25 protein-coding genes are annotated in these 21523 nt (G+C 40.8%); 10 read left to right on the plus strand and 15 right to left on the minus strand.

Features of this window, described 5'->3' with window-relative positions; translation table 11 throughout:
- The first annotated feature begins 35 nt into the window (after positions 1 to 35).
- The gene (locus H6G86_RS17125) at positions 36 to 1199 is read left to right on the plus strand and encodes a DUF58 domain-containing protein (RefSeq protein WP_190935321.1); all 1164 of its coding nucleotides are present in this window, start codon (positions 36 to 38) and stop codon (positions 1197 to 1199) included.
- Positions 1200 to 1348: 149 nt separating this feature from the next.
- Here the strand turns inward: H6G86_RS17125 and H6G86_RS17130 are convergent, their stop codons facing one another.
- Positions 1349 to 2023: a PEP-CTERM sorting domain-containing protein gene (locus H6G86_RS17130; protein ID WP_190935322.1), complete on the minus strand. Its 675-nt coding sequence runs from the start codon at positions 2021 to 2023 to the stop codon at positions 1349 to 1351.
- Between the two features lie 458 nt (positions 2024 to 2481).
- On the opposite strand from H6G86_RS17130, the gene H6G86_RS17135 reads away from it, so the two are divergent.
- The 5 genes from H6G86_RS17135 to H6G86_RS17155 all read left to right on the plus strand — a co-directional run bounded on the left by H6G86_RS17135 (position 2482) and on the right by H6G86_RS17155 (position 6172).
- A complete protein-coding gene (locus H6G86_RS17135) occupies positions 2482 to 2847 on the plus strand; it encodes a ferredoxin thioredoxin reductase catalytic beta subunit (RefSeq protein WP_041565931.1) in 366 nt (121 codons plus the stop codon).
- Positions 2844 to 3236, plus strand: a complete 393-nt coding sequence (locus H6G86_RS17140) for a DUF309 domain-containing protein (protein ID WP_185586468.1) — start codon at positions 2844 to 2846, stop codon at positions 3234 to 3236. The genes H6G86_RS17135 and H6G86_RS17140 overlap by 4 nt, the downstream gene beginning before the upstream one ends.
- A gap of 233 nt (positions 3237 to 3469) precedes the next feature.
- Complete coding sequence (locus H6G86_RS17145) at positions 3470 to 3967, plus strand: LptA/OstA family protein (protein WP_179071508.1); 498 nt, start codon at positions 3470 to 3472, stop codon at positions 3965 to 3967.
- A gap of 30 nt (positions 3968 to 3997) precedes the next feature.
- Positions 3998 to 4726 carry an LPS export ABC transporter ATP-binding protein gene (gene lptB / locus H6G86_RS17150; RefSeq protein ID WP_190935323.1) on the plus strand — a complete coding sequence of 243 codons (729 nt, stop codon included), beginning with the start codon at positions 3998 to 4000 and terminating at the stop codon, positions 4724 to 4726.
- Positions 4727 to 5056: 330 nt separating this feature from the next.
- Complete coding sequence (locus H6G86_RS17155; RefSeq protein ID WP_114085138.1) at positions 5057 to 6172, plus strand: LptF/LptG family permease; 1116 nt, start codon at positions 5057 to 5059, stop codon at positions 6170 to 6172.
- A 149-nt stretch (positions 6173 to 6321) separates the two neighbouring features.
- On the opposite strand, the gene H6G86_RS17160 is transcribed toward H6G86_RS17155, so the two are convergent.
- A complete protein-coding gene (locus H6G86_RS17160; RefSeq protein WP_190935324.1) occupies positions 6322 to 6942 on the minus strand; it encodes a CP12 domain-containing protein in 621 nt (206 codons plus the stop codon).
- A gap of 669 nt (positions 6943 to 7611) precedes the next feature.
- Between H6G86_RS17160 and H6G86_RS17165 the strand changes: the two genes are divergently transcribed.
- Positions 7612 to 8943 carry a hypothetical protein gene (locus tag H6G86_RS17165; RefSeq protein ID WP_190935325.1) on the plus strand — a complete coding sequence of 444 codons (1332 nt, stop codon included), beginning with the start codon at positions 7612 to 7614 and terminating at the stop codon, positions 8941 to 8943.
- 33 nt (positions 8944 to 8976) lie between these two features.
- Here H6G86_RS17165 and H6G86_RS17170 read toward each other — a convergent pair whose 3' ends face one another.
- Together H6G86_RS17170 and H6G86_RS17175 are read right to left on the minus strand one after the other, a co-directional pair.
- Positions 8977 to 9651 carry an S-layer homology domain-containing protein gene (locus tag H6G86_RS17170; RefSeq protein ID WP_190935326.1) on the minus strand — a complete coding sequence of 225 codons (675 nt, stop codon included), beginning with the start codon at positions 9649 to 9651 and terminating at the stop codon, positions 8977 to 8979.
- Positions 9652 to 9795: 144 nt separating this feature from the next.
- Positions 9796 to 10275 (minus strand): hypothetical protein, encoded by a 480-nt coding sequence (locus tag H6G86_RS17175; RefSeq protein ID WP_190935327.1) that lies wholly within the window; start codon positions 10273 to 10275, stop codon positions 9796 to 9798.
- 194 nt (positions 10276 to 10469) lie between these two features.
- On the opposite strand from H6G86_RS17175, the gene rpiA reads away from it, so the two are divergent.
- The 3 genes from rpiA to H6G86_RS17190 all read left to right on the plus strand — a co-directional run bounded on the left by rpiA (position 10470) and on the right by H6G86_RS17190 (position 12728).
- The gene (rpiA, locus tag H6G86_RS17180) at positions 10470 to 11177 is read left to right on the plus strand and encodes a ribose-5-phosphate isomerase RpiA (RefSeq protein ID WP_012407870.1); all 708 of its coding nucleotides are present in this window, start codon (positions 10470 to 10472) and stop codon (positions 11175 to 11177) included.
- Between the two features lie 87 nt (positions 11178 to 11264).
- Positions 11265 to 11930, plus strand: a complete 666-nt coding sequence (locus tag H6G86_RS17185; protein ID WP_190935328.1) for a PAP/fibrillin family protein — start codon at positions 11265 to 11267, stop codon at positions 11928 to 11930.
- A 75-nt stretch (positions 11931 to 12005) separates the two neighbouring features.
- Positions 12006 to 12728 carry an MGMT family protein gene (locus tag H6G86_RS17190; RefSeq protein WP_242064844.1) on the plus strand — a complete coding sequence of 241 codons (723 nt, stop codon included), beginning with the start codon at positions 12006 to 12008 and terminating at the stop codon, positions 12726 to 12728.
- 75 nt (positions 12729 to 12803) lie between these two features.
- Here the strand turns inward: H6G86_RS17190 and H6G86_RS17195 are convergent, their stop codons facing one another.
- The 11 genes from H6G86_RS17195 to H6G86_RS17240 form a co-directional block, all read right to left on the minus strand.
- The gene (locus H6G86_RS17195) at positions 12804 to 13532 is read right to left on the minus strand and encodes a hypothetical protein (protein ID WP_190935330.1); all 729 of its coding nucleotides are present in this window, start codon (positions 13530 to 13532) and stop codon (positions 12804 to 12806) included.
- Between the two features lie 370 nt (positions 13533 to 13902).
- Positions 13903 to 14121 (minus strand): hypothetical protein, encoded by a 219-nt coding sequence (locus H6G86_RS17200; RefSeq protein WP_190935331.1) that lies wholly within the window; start codon positions 14119 to 14121, stop codon positions 13903 to 13905.
- A gap of 173 nt (positions 14122 to 14294) precedes the next feature.
- On the minus strand, positions 14295 to 14507 hold the full coding sequence (locus H6G86_RS17205; RefSeq protein ID WP_190935332.1) for a hypothetical protein: 213 nt from the start codon (positions 14505 to 14507) through the stop codon (positions 14295 to 14297).
- Between the two features lie 237 nt (positions 14508 to 14744).
- Complete coding sequence (locus H6G86_RS17210; protein WP_190935333.1) at positions 14745 to 16925, minus strand: CHASE2 domain-containing serine/threonine-protein kinase; 2181 nt, start codon at positions 16923 to 16925, stop codon at positions 14745 to 14747.
- Positions 16926 to 17083: 158 nt separating this feature from the next.
- A complete protein-coding gene (locus H6G86_RS17215; protein WP_190935334.1) occupies positions 17084 to 19069 on the minus strand; it encodes an FHA domain-containing protein in 1986 nt (661 codons plus the stop codon).
- The gene (locus H6G86_RS39875) at positions 19066 to 19269 is read right to left on the minus strand and encodes a DUF6760 family protein (RefSeq protein WP_313931140.1); all 204 of its coding nucleotides are present in this window, start codon (positions 19267 to 19269) and stop codon (positions 19066 to 19068) included. The genes H6G86_RS17215 and H6G86_RS39875 overlap by 4 nt, the downstream gene beginning before the upstream one ends.
- Positions 19212 to 19595 carry a phage tail assembly protein gene (locus H6G86_RS17220; RefSeq protein WP_190935335.1) on the minus strand — a complete coding sequence of 128 codons (384 nt, stop codon included), beginning with the start codon at positions 19593 to 19595 and terminating at the stop codon, positions 19212 to 19214. Before H6G86_RS17220 ends, H6G86_RS39875 begins: the two co-directional genes overlap by 58 nt.
- Entirely contained in the window at positions 19585 to 19872 is a 288-nt protein-coding gene (locus H6G86_RS38715) for a hypothetical protein (RefSeq protein WP_242064845.1), read from the minus strand. The genes H6G86_RS17220 and H6G86_RS38715 overlap by 11 nt, the downstream gene beginning before the upstream one ends.
- Positions 19873 to 20013: 141 nt before the next feature.
- Positions 20014 to 20361 (minus strand): hypothetical protein, encoded by a 348-nt coding sequence (locus tag H6G86_RS17230; RefSeq protein WP_012407862.1) that lies wholly within the window; start codon positions 20359 to 20361, stop codon positions 20014 to 20016.
- Between the two features lie 11 nt (positions 20362 to 20372).
- A complete protein-coding gene (locus H6G86_RS17235) occupies positions 20373 to 20867 on the minus strand; it encodes a phage tail protein (protein WP_190935336.1) in 495 nt (164 codons plus the stop codon).
- Between the two features lie 130 nt (positions 20868 to 20997).
- On the minus strand, positions 20998 to 21453 hold the full coding sequence (locus tag H6G86_RS17240) for a phage tail protein (RefSeq protein ID WP_012407860.1): 456 nt from the start codon (positions 21451 to 21453) through the stop codon (positions 20998 to 21000).
- Positions 21454 to 21523: the final 70 nt, after the last annotated feature.

Raw genomic sequence — 21523 nt, forward strand, 5'->3', positions numbered from 1 at the left:
GTGAATTTAGAGTGGTGTTGGGTTAAAAAAGAAACATGAAAATCATCAAACCCATCACGAATTGGTTAGAAACCCGCGCTTGTGCCCCTACTTATGGCGGTTGGGTGCTAGCAGTAACCGCTATTTGTTTTTTTGGAGCGGGTATCAATACTATGGCTGGTTGGCTTTATGCCATTAGCGGCATAAGTTTTGCCCTTTTGGGTGTAGCAGCTATCTTACCGCCGCGATCGCTCACAGGTCTATCGATTACCCGCCGTCCTATGCAACCAGTATCAGCCGGTGACGATCTAACGGTGGAATTAGAAATCTGCAATCAGACACAACAGCCTGTAAGCTTATTGCAAGTTGAAGATATACTGCCCTTCGTCTTAGGGAAACCAGTACAAAAGGCAATCGAAACAATTCCTAGCCAAGGTAGTTACCGTTGGGTATATTACCACCCAACTCAGCGCCGGGGTATTTATCGCTGGCACACAGTTGAACTTGGTTCTGGTGCGCCTTTAGGATTGTTCTGGTGTCGCCGTCAGCGTGATTGTGCTGCTACAGCGATCGTCTATCCCACAGTATTACCCTTGGCTACCTGCCCCTTAGTAGACGAAATGGGGCAAGAAGAGAGCAAAAGGGGCGATCCTCGTGGTAGACCATTGCAGACAGCGACAACAGGGCTGGTGCGATCGCTCCGTCCTTACCGTCTAGGAGATCCTACTCGTCTGATTCACTGGCGGACTAGTGCCCGCTATGGGGAATTAAGGGTGCGGGAGTTAGAAATGGTGACAGGTGGACAAGAAATAGTTATTGCCCTTGACAGTGCTAGCAATTGGGAAGAAGAAAACTTTGAACAAGCAGTAATTGCCGCAGCATCTCTGTATTTTTATGCACAGCGACAGCAATTACAGGTGCAACTATGGACAGCATCAACAAATTTAATCAAAGGCGATCGCTTTGTTTTAGAAACCTTAGCAGCAACCAGAGCATTAGAAGATGTCAGTTCAGTAGTTTCTAAAAGCTACCCTTTGATTTGGCTGACTCAAAACCCCCTGAGCCTTGCTACTCTTCCTCAAGGTAGTCGCTGGGTTTTGTGGCCAAATACTTCCTCGCCAGCAGAACCAGAGGTAATTAATTGGGAACACCCTGGTGTTTTTGTGCAGAGCGATCAGCCACTGCAACCCCAACTGCAAAAAACATTTAATTCGTATTAATCAATACCTTTAGTAAAAAAATACACCCTAGAAGGGCTATACGAACAAATGCTACCTCTACAGATTGTAAAGCTTTTAGCCAACAGACGTGTAGCTCTTGTTTGTATAGCCGCTACTTCTAGTCGTTCGGGCAAAGTGCAAGGTTTGAGTTAACTTTGCTTTAACTGTTTACGTCTTAATACTGAACCAGCGCTTACAGTGGCTATTGACAGTATCGCTGGTAGCAATGTAGGTTCGGGAACAGATGTAACTTTTTCATTAAAGGTAAAGTTATCTAGCGCAAACTGTGTGCCACTACCACCCCTCTCTATAAGATAGTCTGGCTCAACTCCACCAAATGACATGAACCTTAATTCATCAATACCAAAATAATCAAAATTAACTAAAGTTGGCTGCGTCGTATCTACAACCACAGTTTTTGAATACAGGGTTGCGCCGCTCTTAAAACCTTCTACAGTAACCGACAAACCATTATTCCAAGCGGCTGTGAGGTAAACACTGTTGAAGTCAAAAATACCATCACTTAATAGGGCAGGGTCTCCATAACCATTAAAGCTTATGTAGTCTCCTGACACTCTGCCATTGTTATAGCCATTTTTATAGCCTGTAAGTGAGACACCACGAGTACCCGAACCATTTAGGTAGTAAAAATTGTTCCAATTAAATCCACCATAGCCGTTAGGAATTGGAGCAAAATTTGGAGTAGACGCTATATCATCAAATGTTAAAACGGTTGCTTGTGCTACTGCTCCTATTCCAAAAACAATGACTGTTGTTGCGATCGCAGCAGTCGATAATTTTTTCGCAAAAGTTGAAATACTCATGTGTTAGTAGTTGTAACTCCTGATAAGTTTGTGCTTTTTTATCACACTTTTCAGAATATACACTAAGCTACAAAAATAAGTGTTATTACTTAGTTATTTTATAAAGTCTCATAAAGTTATGATGAAGAGAATTCAGCAATAATGTATAAATAAACAAAGCCCGACATAAGGATCGTGCTTGGTATCTCCCCTTAGATGCGTCAAAGTATCGTTTGTAGATGAGAATAAATCAACCTCTTGACTTTTAAATTCTGCCTCAAGATGCAACTTGAATTTTGATTAGCTTAGAAGTTAAACTTCTATGATTTCCCAGATTTTGACCGATCCCAGCACACCGGACATATCAGCCTTTGAACAAAGGTAAAACAATTTGAAAGGTTAAGGTTGGGGAAATACACCCAGTAATCCCTTAGTGCGACTGAGGTACAATGCAAAGAAATATTTAAATTATGAGCGACATGATCACATCAGAACATAACACAAAATCCAGCGATAAAAGCCTAGAGGCAATGCGGCATTTTTCCGAACAATACGCCAAGCGTACTGGAACATACTTCTGTTCTGAACCTTCTGTTACCGCAGTTGTGATTGAAGGACTAGCCAAACATAAAGACGAACTAGGTGCGCCTTTATGTCCCTGTCGCCATTACGAAGATAAAGAGGCTGAAGTCCATGCCACATATTGGAACTGTCCCTGTGTGCCAATGAGAGAACGCAAAGAATGCCATTGCATGTTGTTCCTCACCCCTGACAACGAGTTTGCTGGAGAAAAACAAGACATCTCTCTGGAAACAATTAAAGAAGTCCGAGACAGTATGGGATGAGCGAAACCATCCCCCAAGAGTTTTGGCAAGGCGTAGAACAGTTCAATTCTGGCCAGTTCTACGCCTGTCATGACACTTTAGAGGCTTTATGGATTGAAGCCAGTGAACCAGAGAAAACCTTTTATCAAGGCATTCTCCAAATTTCTGTGGCACTGTATCATTTGGAAAATCGAAACTGGCGAGGTGCAGTTATTCTCCTGGGAGAAGGCGGCAATCGCTTACGGCGTTACCCATCTAGTTACGGCGGCGTTGATGTGGATGAGCTATTGAGTCAGAGCGCAGCCTTGTTGACGACATTACAACAAATAGGGCCAGATAAGATTACATCTGGCGATATTGGTGAAAATAAGGTCTTATCTTTGCCTAAAATTGTGCTGTCTACTGATTAGACATCTGGTAAATTAATTATGCGTTGTCCGAAATCCTTGGTAGGCACAATTCATAAATTGTGCCTGCGTCATTTTTACTCGGATGTCAATTACCTGAAACCTTGAGCTTAGGGGTAGCGTCACTATTTCAGCCAGTAGTTATCGGAAATCACTCCAGATTGTATATTTCATAATCTGGATAAAGTACTTGAGATAATTAGAATGCCATCTGAAATCCCGAATCCCTAATTGCTATGATGCCCTGCTATCAATTGCCCATGTCACAGTTCCGTCGCTTTGGATTAGCTTTAATGCTGCCAGTTGCACTATTGGGCACTTTTGCCTTTCCTACGCAACTGCAAACCGCTACTGCACAAACATCTAAAGACAATCGTCCCCTCACTATCCGCGCTGATGTGCAAGAATATGATGCTAAAAATCAAGTAATCACCGCTCGCGGTAACGTGCAAATGTTGTATCCTTCTCGTCAGCTTCAGGCAACATCTGCCCAAGCACAGTACTTTAGTAAGGAACGCCGAATTGATTTCAGTGGCAACGTCTATATTTTGCAACAGGGCGGTAACAGTATCCGGGCAGAGAAGGTAACGTATTTAATTGATGAAGGGCGATTTGTTGCTTTACCTCAATCTAACCGTCAGGTAGAGTCTATCTACATGATCGAGGAATCAGATAATGCTGCGACACCTGCCCCATCTGTGCCACAAACACCACCTTTGAAGCCTTCTAATTAGCATTTACCACCAAGAAAGGGTGCTTCCAGCGTGAAAATTGTTTTAGAGAATATTCACAAATCTTACGGCAAGCGAGTAATTGTCAATCGTGTCAATCTTTCTGTTGGTCAGGGCGAAATCGTAGGTTTACTAGGCCCCAATGGGGCTGGTAAAACGACGACTTTTTACATTGCCACAGGTTTAGAAAAACCCAATCAAGGAAAAGTTTGGCTGGGTAATTTGGATGTTACAGAAATGCCAATGCACAAAAGGGCACGATTGGGTGTTGGCTATCTAGCACAAGAACCAAGTGTTTTCCGCCAACTCTCGGTACAAGATAATATTCTGTTGGTGCTGGAGCAAACGAATGTGCCACGACGGGAATGGTCAAGACGACTCACAACTTTACTGCGGGAGTTTCGGCTGGAAAAATTAGCTAATAGTAAAGGAATTCAACTTTCTGGTGGTGAGCGACGGCGGACGGAATTAGCAAGGTCTTTAGCTGCTGGACAAGAAGGGCCCAAATTTTTACTTTTGGATGAACCATTTGCGGGAGTCGATCCGATCGCAGTCTCAGAAATTCAGCACATTGTCGCACAACTGCGCGATCGCGGCATGGGAATCTTAATTACAGATCATAATGTCCGCGAAACCCTTGCGATCACCGATCGCGCCTACATTATGCGCGAGGGACAAATCCTCGCTTTTGGCGGTGCTGACGAACTCTACAGCAATCCCCTCGTGCGGCAATATTATTTAGGGGATAATTTTCAAGCCTAAATTCACAATTATTTAGTTAATAATTTCAAAAGCTATTTTTATATTTAATTTTAATTATAAATTTATTAATTTATTTGATTCTGCTTTATCAGCCATTGAGAATTAAAGTTTGATACTAAATTCAGTAGATACAGCAGTTTGCAATTAACAGAGGTAAAGAACTTAGACTTCAAAACCAAATTATGAAGACTATTTTTCTTCTGCCTCCTGCCCCCACCTTCTGCCTCTGCCTTCACCAGGGTTGTCAATATTTAACTGTTCAAATTTTTTATGATATCAAAGAAGTTTACGCCTTCCTACAACCTCGGTTCGCTACTACCTTTTACGATCATGGATCGTTACCTTACCAGCGAATTGATCGCGCCGTTTTTCTTTGGTGTCGGAGCTTTTTCATCACTTGGTGTCACCATTGATGCTGTATTTGATCTAGTCAGAAAAATCGTAGAATCTGGGCTACCGATAGACATTGCCATTCAGGTTTTTTTGCTAAAGTTTCCCAACTTTATTGTTTTAGCCTTCCCCATGTCTACGCTACTAGCTACTTTGATGACCTACAGTCGTCTTTCTAGCGAGAGCGAATTAATTGCCCTGCGTGGTTGTGGAGTGAGCGTATATCGTATAGTGCTAACTGCTGTGATGTTGAGTCTTGTAGTCACAGGAATGACATTTGTATTCAACGAACAAATTGCACCAGCAGCAAATTACCAAGCCGGGGTGACTCTGGATAAAGCCCTGAAATCAGATAAGCCAGCTTTTAAACAGCAAAATATTTTCTATCCTGAATACCAGGATGTTACACAACCGGATGGCTCTAAGAATAGGATATTGACACGTTTGTTTTACGCTGACCAATTTGATGGTAAGCGGATGACAGGTTTGACGATTATAGACCGTTCCACCAAAAATCTGAATCAAATTGTAGTATCAGAATCTGCCCAGTGGAATCCTTCTCAAAATATTTGGGATTTTTACAACGGTACGATCTATTTTGTTGCAGCTGATCGCTCTTATCGCAACATTGTCAGATTTGAACACCAACAACTGCAACTACCGCGCACGCCATTAAGTTTGGCAGAAAAAAGTCGAGACTATGGTGAGATGAATATTGCTGAAGCACTAGATCAACTACAAGTGGAATATCTTGGTGGCGATCGCCAAAAAATTCGTAAACTCGAGGTGCGGATTCAACAAAAAATTTCCTTGCCCTTTGTATGTGTAGTTTTTGGCTTGGTAGGTGCAGCGATGGGAAGCATACCCCAGAGAACTGGAAGAGGTACCAGCTTTGGGATTAGCGTTGTAGTTATTTTTTCGTACTACTTAATTTTCTTTATTAGTGGTGCGATCGCGCAAGCAGGTGCCCTCTCTCCCTTTATGGGGGCTTGGTTGCCCAATTTTCTTTTCTTGGGAATAGGTCTATTCCTCTTGATACGAGTTGCCAAACGTTGAGGGGGAATGGGGAGTAGGGGGCAGGGGGCAGGGGGCAGGGGGCAGGGGAGACAAGGGGACAAGAGGTGAGAATTTGAAACAAGTCTTTCCCCTTGTCCCCTTGTCCTCTTGCCCATGCCCAATGCCCAATTCCCAATTTCCAATTTCAATTACGGATGATAATTTCGGCATTCCGGTGCATTTGGGTTTTCCTTGCAATATTCTTCAAAAGAGACTTTAGCTGATACCATCCCCTCAGCTTTCTGATGAGCAGCTTCAGCCTGGAGTTCTTCTACCTCATCCCAAGCGGCTGCACAGGCTTTAGAATAAGCACCTTGTTCAGTGCAAATAGCGCGAGACTGTTGAATTGCTTTTTGAATTCTCTCCTCCAGCAGTAACGCTTTTGGCGCTTCCACAAAGTCGCTTTTAGTCAAAATGTCGGTAATTGAGATGATACCTAATAGCTTGCCTTGAATCACAGGTGCCCGATGAATACCAGTGTTAGCAAATAACCGTGCTACATATTCCACACCCAAATCAGGATTTACCACAATGCAGGGCTTGCTCATAATCTCGTAAACCCAGACTTGCTTTGGATCTTTACCGTAGGCTGTTACCTTATAGACAATATCTGTTTCTGTGACAATGCCATAAGCATCATTCTCATGGCGAACATCTACAACTAGCGCCCGCAATTTTTTTTCCTTCATCAGCACCACTGCTTCAGCAACAGTCGCTGAACCGCGAATGGTAACTACATCTTTGGTCATGATATCTTCAGCTTTCATCATTGCTGTAGTCTCCTGGTTAATAGTATGGTGCGGCACAGCGCCCTCAGAGGCGTATATATCGAAGCATTGCAGCCTACAGTTTGCTAACTAGAAACTAAAACAGTCGAACCTTTGTCCAGCTACAACATTGAAGGAGGCAGGAGGCAGAAGGTTTTACCTCAGTTGGGGATTCAAATCCCTCCTGAAAAAGAGCCACCCTTCGGGTTCGCCAGTCCCTCTTTGTTGAAACAACAAGACCAGGCTGGCTCACCAAATTTTCAATTTGGAGGGGATCTTAAACCAAACCCAAGACCCTATGGTCGCGGCAAGAGGCACCAGCGCTGTTTTCCTCCAGCAAGAGCTGCCCTCTGCCTCCTGCCTTCCTTGATAAACTTAGAGCAACTGTCAACTCGTGATGTTATCCAATGTGACCAATGCTCAAAAACCAACCATAAATTGCCATAACTTTCTAGAAAATCTTGCCAAACCACTCCAGCCGCTAAAAAGTAAATTTTTGACTGTTACATATCTATTGGTAATGACTAATAACTGATGAAGAAGTTAGGATAAAATCACGATCCAACTTTAGTTGAGATATTTCCTGTTAAGGAAAGCAAAAGCATTAAACAGCAACGCCTTCAGTTTCCGTCAATTTTTCCCGATTTCGAGTAAATTTCAATTACCAATTCCATGCCACATCGTCATTATCCTCCCGCCTACTTACGCTATCTCAGAGCCAGGTTATGGAATCTAGGGCGACCTGGTTTTTGGGTAACTGCAATTTTTTTATCTGTAGTGGGGCTAGTAACCTGGGAATACTGGTCAAATCCAGATATTTTCGTTTATAAGCAAAAAAACAAAGTTACTTCACAAACCCCTCCTGATTCGTCACTATCAGCAGAAAACAGAGCCATTGCAGCCGATATTGATAACCTGCCAGTTTTATTTAATGACTTTGAGCAAGCAACTCTCTCATTAACGGCAAATACTCCCAAGGAAAAAACTGAGGCAAAAAACAGCAAAAGTCTATTAGAAGATGTAATTAACAAACAAAAGTCTGCTAGTGATGCCAAATTAAATCCTACTTTAGGCGTTGGCGACACTCCTCCCGTCCTGAAAAATCCTTTTGTCGTACAAACCGAAAATTTATTGCGGACTGGGACGGTTGATAATAATAATCAGTTTCTAGGTATCAAAACTTTAACTGGGGCATCTGAACCAACAGACGGCGAACAGACATCCTCAAACCTGGGAATTGGATTCACGAATCAAACCAATAAGAATCAAAATTCTGCCTCTGTCAGCCCTCTACAAGCAATACTCAATCAATCGACAAATCAGAAGCTGTCTGGCTTTAATGGTACTACTGCAACTCAGACAAATGCCTTGGGCCGAGCATCTGAGCCAGGAACAACGTTAATGCAACCCATGAATAGCTTATCCAGTCAGAATTCTCTACCAAGTACTGGGTTAACTACTGGGACAGGCTACACGTCAACGGGTAGGAACTTGCAGCAAAATCCCTACAATAATTTAAATAACGGTCAGGTATTACCTAATAATGGGTTAAATACTGGTACAGGTTATACGAACTTGCAGCAAAATCCCTACAATAATTTAAATAACGGTCAGGTAGTGCCTAGTAATGGGTTAAATACTGGTACAGGTTATACGAACTTGCAGCCAAATCCCTACAGTAATTTAAATAACGGTCAGGTAGTGCCTAATGTAGCACCAGGAACGCTCCCAGTCACCTCTGGCATACCAACTAATATTGCACCTTACTCTAGCCAGATTCCGGGTCAAAGTGTTGTCACTCCCACAAACCCTATGGGATATGCGAATTATGGCTTGCAGCAGCCGATGCAACCACCACAATCTAATTATGGAAATTATGGCTTGCAGCAGCCGGCGCAATCACCACAGAATTATGGGAATTATGTGCAGCAACAACCAACACAATCTAATTCCTTATATCTTCGCCAGCTTCGAGACAAGTATAGAAGTCCGGGTCAAAACTGATTGTCAGCAGGTCGCTTAACTAGATAAGTCTAACTAAGGTGATTGTGGGCTATTTTGAATAATTGGAACTTCTGGTGTTTCGGGTTGTCGCTGTTGTCGTTGTAAATACTTACTCAATACATAAGCCATATCTCCACGGGTAACGGGTTTTAGTGGAGAAATATTTCCTTGAGCATCTGTATTGAGAAATCCTTCTGTAGCTACTGTAGCGATTGCTTTTCTAGCCCAAGTTGGGATAGACTTTTCATCTGGATGTGAAGCCAGAATCTCATTTACAGCCTCATCAGGAAACTGAAATACACCATAAGCTTGAGCGAAAATAGCAAGAGCCTCTGCCTTTGTCACCTTTTGATTAGGGAAAAATTCATTACCTCGATAGCCTTTCATGATGTCAGTTTTTAAGACTGTCTGTATATCATTAAATGCCCAATAAGAACGAGGAACATCTGGAATCGTTAAATTTGCTTTGTTAACAGCTTCTCTTTTATCAAGCCGAAATGCTTTTACCATAATCGACGCTAATTCTGCCCTGCTCACTAACCTTTCTGGATAAAACTTGCCATCAGAAAAGTTTGTCATCAATTTCGCAGCAACTACCTGTTGAATAGAATCAGATGAGGTTCCAGAAGTCGTTTCTGACACTTGAGCAATTGCTGGTAAATTTTGTAGTAGTGCTACTAAAGATAGAGTAATTGAAAGCTGACGCATCACCATAACCACTTTTAGCTACTAACGTGAATTTAAAAAACTACGTTACTGAGGTTAACGCAAAATTTGGTGTTCTTAATAACCTATAACTCAGCTAGTGACGAATTTAGGCTGGCAATGTTGCGTAGCTAGGAGAGTTTAGCTTTAAAAATTAGGACTGTGTTCAGAATCCCAGCACTTCCCATCATTCCAAACTCTACTGGTGCGTTCACATTCTGATTTATCGTTAATCCAAGGAATTGAAGTAGGGTAATCCAAGGTAGTTAGAGGAGTCAGTGAAAACGATGCAACAGAAAATATAGTGTAGCCACAAGCCGATAGAATCATTAAAAATCCTATGACAAACAAGGTATTGCCAGGAGTCCAAAAAGGATATAAACCTTTTTCAAAGCGTAAACGCATTTTAGAACGACGTTCTGAACCTGCTAGCAACACCAGATAAAACCTTAATCCGGGAATTGGTACTGAAACTCTTATGTCTAAAGAATGACGAGTCCAAAGACGAGAGTTAAAAACTCTTTTGATGGCTTCTAATTGCTCTACTGTGAAGGTATTTGACACTTCTGGAGCGATCTCTGCGACAAGTTTCTCGAAGGTAAGACCAGTATGCTGTGGCATTGCCATAGTTGATAGGTATATTAATATACTATCTTTTTACATAAGCAATCTCCTCTCTTCCGGACACTACGATGTTTTATTTTTTACAAGTTCCTAATAAAGGAAGCAGAAATTAGCAAAAACTTGTTTTTTACCTTTCATCTTTTGATGTTATCTGCCTACTACTATGGACTATAGTCAGTTTTTCAGGAGTTTTGGGAATGACAGGAACAGATCCCGTAAAGTTGATGAAGCAAGAAGTTGGCAAAGCCGCTGCCGCCCTAGTAAAATCGGGTTCTATCGTCGGGTTGGGTACGGGGTCAACTACAGCATATACGATTCAGTTTTTAGGCGATCGCCTCAAGTCTGGTGAACTCAAAGATATCATTGGCATACCTACCTCGTTTCAGTCAGAAGTGCTGGCGAAGCAGTATGGTGTCCCTCTCGCCACCTTGGATTCTATTGACCACATCGATATTGCCATTGATGGGGCAGATGAAGTTGATCCGCAGAAGAATTTGATTAAAGGCGGTGGTGCAGCACATACCCGTGAGAAAGTCGTAGACTACCTGGCAGAACAGTTTATCGTCGTGGTAGATAGTGGTAAATTAGTAGATCGCTTGGGTTCTAGTTTTGCTGTACCCGTGGAAGTGATTCCAATGGCAATTACTCCTGTAACCAATGCCATTAAAAAACTCGGTGGGAAACCCGAACTCCGCATGGGTGTCAAAAAAGCTGGCCCAGTGATCACTGACCAAGGTAACTTTGTCTTAGATGTCAGATTTGACTCTATTGAAGATCCAGTCAGCCTAGAAAAAACATTGAATAACATTCCCGGTGTGCTGGAAAATGGTATTTTTGTTAACTGTGTCGATTTAGTTTTGATTGGTGAAGTCAAAGATGGTCAGCCATTAGTGCGGCAACTGTAAGAGTTATAGATTTTGGATTTTAGATTTTAGAGCATCTAAAATCCAAAATTAAGCAGCAGGTTCAGTTCATCCAAACACTAATTTAAAATGTGCGACCGCTACTTGGCCCAGGTCTTGCTTAAGGAAAAATTACAAGCCAAGCTTGAGGAGATTCAAGCTAAGAGCGATGGCTCTCCTGTTACCGATTTGAAGCTAGACAAAACCTTAGCTGAAGAAATTGAAGAATTAACAACGGAACTAGAGAGCGTCAATCCGAATCTTAATCCTCTGATTAACGCGACTCATTTGTTAGACGGAGCTTGGCAACTGCACTACTCCACTGCTAGAGAAATCCGTTCTTTAGTTTCTCTCCCATTTGGCTTAAAGCTGGGTAAAGTTTATCAAGTAATTGATATTGCAAATAAATTGTTTTTCAATCTAGCTAAGGTTAAACATCCTCTAGGAATAGTATCAGGATATGTTAAAGTGACAGCTAGCTTTGAGCCAGCCAAAGAAGATTTAGAACCTCTATCTAACAAACGCCTCAACGTTTATTTTGACAAACGCTACCTATCGATTGAGAAAATTGTTGGTATTAATACTCCTCAACTCAACCCATTTAAGGTTGTCTCAGCTAATAATCCTCCTAGCAGGACTCCGACATTAGACATTACTTATTTAGATGAAACCTTAAGAATTGGCCGTGGAGGAGATGGAAGTTTATTCATTCTTAGTAAATCTGATGATTTACCTGAATTCAGCTCCTCAATTTAAAATTGATCGCGCCGATGAATCAATATGGCTCTCTCAATAACACATCTTTTCACTAAGGTAAAACCAGGTTCTGCAATGGTAGAACTTAAAACATTAAATTTAAAGTTAGGTCATGGTATAGAAGAAGATATTAATGCCGATCCGATAAGTCCCAGGCAAGTTTTAATTGTTAGGTATGAAGATATTTTAGACTTATCAATTCAACCAGGACAATTGCGAGAAAATATTGTGGTTACAGGTATAGGATTTGATAAATTTATTCCTGGATCTCTGCTAACTTTTGAAAATGATGCGGCAATTCGTCTAACTTTTTACTGCGAACCGTGTAAGCGAATAGCTCACTTAGTAGAATCATTCAAGAGCATCAAGGGTAAAAGAGGAATCTTAGGCGTAGTTACTAAATCAGGTCAAATTCAAGTTGGTAGTAAATTTCAGGTTCAAGCTCATGAATTTCCAGCATTACCTGAAAATCCTTATGAACGATTTCTAGATTTTATCATCAAAATTCCCAGTGGGAAAGTAGTTACATATAAACAGATAATTCAAGCTATAGGAGTTGATAATAGTTATATAAGAGCTATTCCTACATATCTGAAAAAAACCTCAGCTACTAATTATCCAGTACATAGAATATTAGACTCTAAGGGTTATTTAATAACTTATGTTAACCAACAAAAAGATAAGTTGGAAACTGAAGGAGTTAAAGTTTTAGCAGAGGCAAATGTAGTGAAAAATTTACATAAAAATTATGTAGATATTAATAATTATTCATGGAGAGATTGCAACATATATTTATAATAGATATTGTTTATTTAATTATCATAGTAATTGTAAGAGTATCCGGCATTCTGGAAAGTAAAATGCTTCTTTGGCTCAAGATAATCCTTGATTTTTGATTTGTTTAGATGTGGCTTCCATAAAGTCAATGAAAACTTTTATAAGCTTATGAATTCCCTCGCTACCTCCTGCAATTAAACCTCCTGTCAGTAAGGCATCTAAACAACGAAAAATAATTACTTGGATTGGATTATCGAAATCAAGAACTACAAGTGGCTCAATTGAGCGAATGCCTATTGCGCTCATTAAAAGACCAAATAAAAGGGATGTCCATAGAGCAATTACTCGTGTATCAGATTTATAAGCTGTCTTTTGGCGCTCTTTTTCATTTAAATTATCCATTTGTGGCTTGAATATTTTTAATGATTCCTGTTGGTTTTGCGTAAAATTCTGGATAATTTGCTGTTCTAAACTCATTCCTTCAGGTGGTAGCCCAATGGTTTGATTTGATTCCAAAGAAGGAAACTGTTTTTGTTGGACTTCCATAAGTCTTAGTTTCTCGGATATAAGAGCCTTTTCTTGTTGAATACTAATATCTAATTGTTCAACGAATGGGCCGCGCCAAGTAGTTATAAAAACTTCTAAAGAACGCTCTAGTAATAAAGAGATAAATAACTGTAATGTGAGTATTTGGATAATATCATTCAACCCAAATGGTTTTAAAATAAATGGTTTAGATAATAACCAAGTTGACAAAGTTACTATTAAAAAGCTAATAATAATTAAGACAAAAAAGAGAGGAGATTCTGGAGAAAGCTTTAGCAACGTATCTATACTCCTGTTTCGCGTCACAATATTTAACACAGCTTGGAGGTGAGAACTACACCTGCTGAGTAACTTAACAACGTTAATTTGATAGAACAGTAAATAATTTATTACCCGCCCCTTTTTTCTGAAGTGTGAGAGGCCGCGCTACATTAGGAGCAGGGTAATCAGAGGGATTGTGACATAGCCGAAAGTGTTGCTATACAAGCATTATAGGAATAAACGTACTGTACATAGTGCGATCGCGCTTTTCTCAGGAGAAATATGAAAAGGTGCATTGAGGAAAGGGGACGACACTAAAAGCAAGCACTAACTAAAAACCCCTCCAAGGTTGGAAGGGTTAAAGTAATTTTTGGTAATGGGATGATGATTAGGGGGAAACAGAAGCTTTTCCTCCTTGATGAGCTAGAAATGCAACATCAAAAGGTATGGGGTAGCTGACGTTTGGAGAATGAGTGGGTAAATTGTTAGAGTTGACAGCTATAGGTTTGCCACTATTGTGAGTAACTATTTGAGCGCCACCCATTCCAGGCAATAAAGCAATCGAAGTAACAATAAGTACAGAATCTATCAAGATAGAAAGTTTCATAAGGTTCTATTTAGTTAAAGGAAAGTGTAATTAGTCTTCTTAGGTAATAGAGTCTTATTTTTTATCTGTCTTAACTTCCTGCATTCAGATTACCCGATCGGTTGATTTATTCCTCACCCATTAGGATGAGCTAATGGAGTGCAACAACTGAAAAATTGAAACTATTCCACGGATCATTCAAAGTTGCTAAGACCCATCATGTGATAAGCAATAACAGCACTATCAAAGGGTTTAAGGTAATTGATATTTGTGGAATGGCTGCGTAAAGTATGAGAGTTGATTGATGTGGAAATCTTGTTATGAGTGCCTATTTGAGTCCGAGCGATTCTAGGTAAGACGCTAGAACTAACAATATGTACAAAATTAAGCGAAGGAAAGAGTTTCATCGCTGATGCTGTGTTGGTTAATATATCGAGACCAAAGTTCAGGATAAACTTGAACAGATATGTATTTAACTGAGATAATCTCAAGATTTATGCAGCGCTGTCAGGCATTTGTAGGCAGAGGTTAATAAACGATATAGCGGTTCTTAGCTTAGTGTGGTATGTTTTCAACATTACTGAGCCTGGTAACAAAAATTTAGGTCTACCTCAGTTGCTTAGGAAACGCTACATAACCTATTACTAAAGACTTTCGAGAGCTTTGAGAACCTCTGCTGCTGACTGATATCGTTGAGTAAAATCGAAATGTGCCATTCTATTTAAAATAATAACTAACTCGTTTGTAGCCTCAGTTAGTTCGCGCCAATGTTGCCAAGTCTGTTGATTGCCATCAGCTCCACTTTGAATAATTATTTCACCAGTATTTACATCTCTGCGAAAATCTCTAGGATCTACCCCAGTTAAACCTTGAATTCCCATAATTCCCAACGCATAAATATCGCTGTTGAGTTTTGGCAAACCGCTCATTTGCTCAGAAGGTGCATAACCAGGCGTACCAATTGAAATAGTCTGAGCTTCTTGCTGCTGAGGATGAATTTGCTTAACAGCGCCAAAGTCAATTAAAACAATGTGCTGATCTGATTCTCGTCTAATCAAGTTACTAGGTTTGATATCTCGATGGATTACACCATAGCTGTGAACAAAAACAAGTACGTGTAAAATTTCTTTGAGCATTTCCACAACTTCAGCTTGTTTTAGTCGCTTTCCAGAAGTTACTTCTTTGTCCATAGCGTGCCCTCGAACAAATTCTTGCACTAGAGAAAATTGCCGATTTTCTTCAAAAAAAGCTAGCAGTTGAGGGATTTGTGGATGCTTACCCAAGGTTTCTAAAATTTGTGCTTCAGCGTCAAATAATCGTCTGACGACATTTAAATATTCTGCATCTTGGCGGGGGGGACGCAACTGTTTAACCACACACTGCGGATTGCCAGGACGTTGGATATCATCAGCCAAATAAGTATTACTAAATCCTCCAGAACCCAAACCTTGAGTAATTTTGTAGCGGTTGTTTAGTAGAGTTCCTAGTGAAATTTCTTGACCGATGGAATCAGCAATTACAGTTGGTGCTTCATTTGAGGCATCGCCGCGCTGCCGTAAAAGACCTTGCAATTCCACAATTAATTGTTGGTGTTCTTGAACCCGTTGGGTAATTTCTTGTTGCTCTTGTTTCGTTTTATAAGCACTATAAGCAAGAACACTCCCGGCGGTAAATACTAACCCCAACGCCGGAGGTATTACAGGGAACCATCCAGCTTGGGTAAAAATGACAAAATTGCCTCCAAATAAGACTGCAAGGGCTGTTGCTCCTGCTAGTCCTAAGCCTATTGGATGTTGAATCCGCGATACCAGCAACCCACCAACCACAGTCCATCCCCATATCCACAAGACTTTACCCCATTCAGGTAGAAACCAAAATAGTGGCTGTTTGTTAAGAACAGCACTGAGAATTTGACTAACGCTGTGGGCATGAATTTCAATTCCTGCCATTTTGCCGGAATTATCTGACTTACCAGTAGCAAATGGCGTGTTAAAAATATCATTTAAACTATTGGCTGTTGAACCAATAAAAACGATGCGGTCTTTCACCAAATCTGGTTTAACTTGATTTTCAAGTATTTGTGTAATAGTTACTTGCTGGGCAATCTGATGACCAGAATGGTAGTTAAGCAAAATTTGGTAGCCATTTGTATCCGCTTTCTGATAACCGCCAGCGTCGCTTTGGAGGGGTTTAAATACAGTATCTCGTAGTTGTAGTTCTTTTTTTGGGGTAAATTTTAGCTGGATGCCTCCAACTTCTAAGTATTTAAGTGCTAGTTGTAAGCTAAAAGAATAATTACTTTGACAGGAATCGGACTCTTCTGCACTTACCAATAATAGGTTGCGACGAATTGTCGCGTCAGTATCTTCTACTACATCATTAAATCCTACTCGCTCTGCTTCAATCCCCTTTGGGGCTGCTATTCCCGGATTGTTAGAACCAGAATGTTTACAGATAGGAATGATGATATCGCTCTGTTGTAGGCGTTGCAGTAGTTTCTCATGACCAGGTTGTACAGGTAAGTCACGGAAAATATCTAGACCAATCGCTCGCGGTTCATAAGCTTCAAGTTTGCCCAATAGTCGGTCTAGAAGTTCACCAGATAGGGGCCAATTCCATTTTTGAATATCTTTTTCAGTTAAAGCAACAATCAATAAACGAGAGTCTGGGCCTGGGTCGGCACGTAATTGCATCATCTGATCGTAGACCTTCATTTCTAGAGGTTCGAAAACCCCAAGTTTTTGAATGCCTACTAGTAAAATTGTAGCGATCGCACTTGAAAGAATAACTGGTTGTCTAAATAAAGTTTTTAAGTTTGTAAGCATTTCTCTAGATAAGTTTTATTTTAAAATATACATATTTTTTATCCTATTTTTCATCATTGAAATTATTCTATGCAATTTGCAACTTTTCTCGAAATACGCAAATCCCCGACTTCTTTAAAAAATCGGGGATCTTGTTACTCACGAATGATTAAGTAGAGCTATATATGTTTAAGATAATGCACAATTGCTTCTGCTGTTGGCAAATTAGTCGCCAGTAAAACTTGATTAATAGTGCATAATCTAAGCAGTGCTTCTTCATTTGCTTGTCCAGGCTGAGGTTGCAGCAAATCTCTCAGGAAAATAACTGCTAAAATTTCTCCTGCTCCAACCAATGAAGCAATTGTTTGATATCCTCCAGAAATTGGTGCAGGGGTTTGCTGACTAATTGTTATTCCTGCTTGTTGATGTAAGACTTCGCCAACAGATGGCCAGGTAATTGTAAAGCTCTGTGAGAAAAATTCCTGGTGTTGAGAAACAAATTCAGCAAGTTCTGATTTCTTGCTCTCGTGAGCGATGAGTACTATGTTTCTTTCAATAATCACTTGGGGAGGCTCACTTACATTTATTTCTTCTGGAGTTTCATCAAATTGAGTTGCTTCTACTTCAGGAGCCTCTTCAATAGTTTGACTGACACTCTCAGGACCTTCACTTTCTGTTGTTTCCAAAGATTGAATATCAGCTAATTCAGAAACTTCACTTACTAGAACAACATCATCAACATTTACGCTGGCTTCTTCTGTAGTTGTATTATTCAAATCAATGTATTGATTGCTAGAAACTTCTGCAACGATATTATCAGGTTCCGTCAATGCTTCAGAAACTTCACCTTCTGTTTCATCAACAGCAAAACTAGGTTCTATTTGGTCAATATTTGTGCTGTCTTCTGCCGTAAATAAAATATCTAAATCTGCTAGTTCATCATTGATATCTTGTGTAGCTTGGCTCAATGGTTCTTGCGGCTGAATCTCCTCTTCTTCAGTCACTTCGTTGACAAATTCGCCAAACTCTAAACTGACTTCTTCTGTGACTGGTGTATCTAAATCTACTACTTGATTTTCATTATGAGTAACTTCCAGAACGGTACTTTCTTCATCAGATACTTCGCCGAAAATATCACGCGGCTGCACGAAGGTGACTTCTGCTTCCAGCGCCGCTTCTAACTCTGCATCTTCTGGGGAAGTTGCTTCGGGAACTTGGTGGAAAATATCACGTGGCTGTACGAAGGTGACTTCTGCTTCTAGTGCTGCTTCTAACTCTGCATCTTCTGGGGAAGTTGCTTCTATATCACGCCGTTGCACGAAAGTCGATTCTGTCACCAGTGCTGTTTGAAAGTCTGTAACCTCATCGTCAGTGGCTTCTGGAAGTGTAATTTCCTCTTCAGAAGTTTCGATGATATTTTCAGGTGATGCGATCGCAGCTTCGGCTACAGTAAAAGAAACTTCCTCACTATTTTCGCTAACTTCTGGAATCTCTACTTCTTCAACATCTGCACTGACTTCTGGCGCAACTGATTGCAAATCCACAATTTCATCATGGACATCGTGTGGAACTTCGCTAACTGCTTCTGGTGACTGAATGATGTTTTCAGGGGGAATTACCTCAACAACCGGAATGACATCATCAGGTTGAGTAGCAACAACTTCGGAGATTTCGCTGACTTCTGGAGAAGGTGTTTCTACTTCGGGAGTAATAGGCGCTGGAACTTCGCTAACTACTTCTGGGGCTGGATTAGCAACATTGGCGGCGCTGACATTTTCAGGCGATCGCGGCCGAGAAAACAGTGAAGGGTCTATAATTCTAAAGACTGTCTCTGGTTGCTCATAAGCGGGAGCAACTGCTTCTAAGATCAGAACGTAATCTGCAATCCTGATAATATCTCCATCACTCAAAGAATATGGTCGATCTTTTTCGGCTTGTTTTCCATTAAATATTGAGCCATTTCTACTGCCAAGGTCAGAGAAGTAGTAATTTCCAGCTTTAACGAAAAACTTAGCATGTACCCGACTAATATCAGGACTGTCTAAGACTAAATCAGAATCAGGAGAACGACCTATTAACCATTCTCCTCTCGTTGGAGTTTCTGTGGTCAGGTCAACTTCATTGACTTCACTTAGATTTGGTGAGTAGCTAACTTTTACTTTCATATTAATTTTTGGTTAATTTTATTGATTTCTGCCACCCATCGCTGACGGGTAGTATGTTCTAAATTTAAAATATCATCTTGCGACCAGTGGAAATGATAAGCAATAAAAGCTACCTCCTCATATAAAGTATCGGAGGGGTAGCTTACGACTCCCCCGCTAGTTCTAGCTCCACTGAAAATTGAGTATTGCAGTGGGGACATTGTGTCGGAATATGTACATCGCCTTGCTGATTGATTCGATTATAAAATTCTCGGAGATAGGCAATGTCATGTAGAAGAAGTTCTTCAAGTAAATCAGGGCTAACAGAGTTAAGACTGCCCAAGCGAGTAATAACCCGTGCAAGCATCACCAAAACCCCGTAAGCTGGATTTTCCTGAACTCTACGCTCTTGTTGCACCAAAATTTCATCTTTAGCGGTGGCTAAACGCATCACCCCATGACGATGTATCCGGTGTTCACTATCACTCAACCCTCTAGGAAGAGTGAAGGCAAATTCTGTGCAGAGAGTATCTTTCTTACGGCGCATAAGTCATTTGGGAATTGGGGATTGGGGATTGGGGATTGGGCATGGGGCATGGGGCATTGGGCATTGGGCATGGGGCATGGGGCATGGGGCATTGGGCATTGAGAATAGGGGATGAGGCTTTTAACTCCGTTAATGAGTCTTTGAACTCCATTAATGAGTCTTTGAACTCCATTAATGAGGCTTTGAACTCCGTTAATGAGTCTTTTAGCTCCATTAATGAGTCTTTGAACTCCATTAATGAGGCTTTGAACTCCGTTAATGAGTCTTTTAGCTCCATTAATCAGTCTTTAAACTCCGTTAATGAGTCTTTTAGCTCCATTAATGAGTCTTTAAACTCCATTAATAAGGCTTTGCTTTCTGCTCTCCTGCTCCCTGCTCCCCATTCCCCATTCCCCATTCCCCATTCCCAATTCCCAATTCAATTATGAATAAGTGCTTCGGGGGAGTTTATTGTATCTTCTGGTATGGAAGTTTCACCTTCCAAGCCATTAATTCGCCGATAAAAATCTTGGAGATAATTTAAATCTTGGGCAAAAAAGTTTTCTACTATTGCAGGAGTAACTTCTGATAAAGCACCCAAGTGAGTAATCACTCGTGACAAGATAATAATTGTGGCATAAACAGGATTAGCTTTAACGCGTGGGTCACGCAAGGGTGCAATCTCGTCTATCGCCGTTGATAACCGCATTACACCTTTACGGTGGAGGTTGCCTTCAGAGTCTAGATACCCCTTTGGCAATGTAAATTCAAACTCTGTGGGAAACATACTTCTCCTAATTACTTCACACGTTTAAATTCCTCAAAAGCAACCTCCACTTCCTCAATTTCGATGTCATGGCTGCGGGCGTTAACATCGGCAATTTTATAACTTGCAGGCCAAGCACCAGCTAATTCAAATCTAGCTATTTCTTGATTTGCCTGATTATAAATAGACAAAGCAACAAGTCTACGTTGCTCAGACCAATTACCCTTTTCGACTTTTTCAAACCACTTCCAAAAATCCATAGAGTTGGTAGTACCTCTACGCAGAGTGAGATTACCACTTTTTGGATTGCTAGGAAGCTTAGTTCTCACCACCTGACCTTTTGACTGCCCTTTTTTACCCCAGGTTTGAGAAGTAACTTCACAAATTTCAATTACCTCTTGTGTTCTTTTGAAGCCTTGACACTCCAAAAAAAAGCAATTGGCATCGTTTTGACCTTCTAGTGTCAGTTCTAGATAGAACCGATGGGCCGTAAGAACTTCTGGAATTCGGCTTGCGGATTGTACCACTGTTAATAATTCGTAATTCGTAATTCTCGCCCTTGGCGAGAAGCAAGCTACGTAATTCGTAATGAAGCTTGCGGACTTGCTACCGCTACGCTCTAAGCAAAGCTATGCCGCAGGCTTTACGTAATTACGATTATTTGATTCGTTTAATTCCTTCGTGAACCAATTCAACTGTTTCATTTGCCATATCACCACCAGAAGCAGTTAAGGTAGGCCCAGTGTATTTACAGGGATAACAATTGACAATGTTCCAGCGTGCTTTTTCAGAGCCTTGTTGGTCATAAGCAACCACTGAACCAGTTTTACGCTTCTGTGACCACTTCCTAGGGTCTCCCATATCTTCGTTACAGTCTTGATACCATTTATAAAGGTCTATATCATCAGTGGCGATGACTTTTACTGTAATGTTGGTAAATTTAACAACGGTTGGCGTAGCTTGACGCATTAATTTAGCGCCCTTAGATGAACCGTGAACTTCTTGCGCTGGAGTATTCTCAACGCCTAAGCCGCTAATTTCTTTGATGAATTTATCAGTAATTCCGTCAGCCTCGAAGTAAAACTTACAAGAGGTTAAAAATTCGCCTGCCATACTTTTAGACTCCTTTGTGTGTGATTAATTTGAGAATTGGGAATGGGGAATGGGGAATGGGGAAAGAAAG

It is taken from the genome of Nostoc sp. FACHB-133, from assembly GCF_014698055.1.
GTDB lineage: Bacteria > Cyanobacteriota > Cyanobacteriia > Cyanobacteriales > Nostocaceae > Nostoc.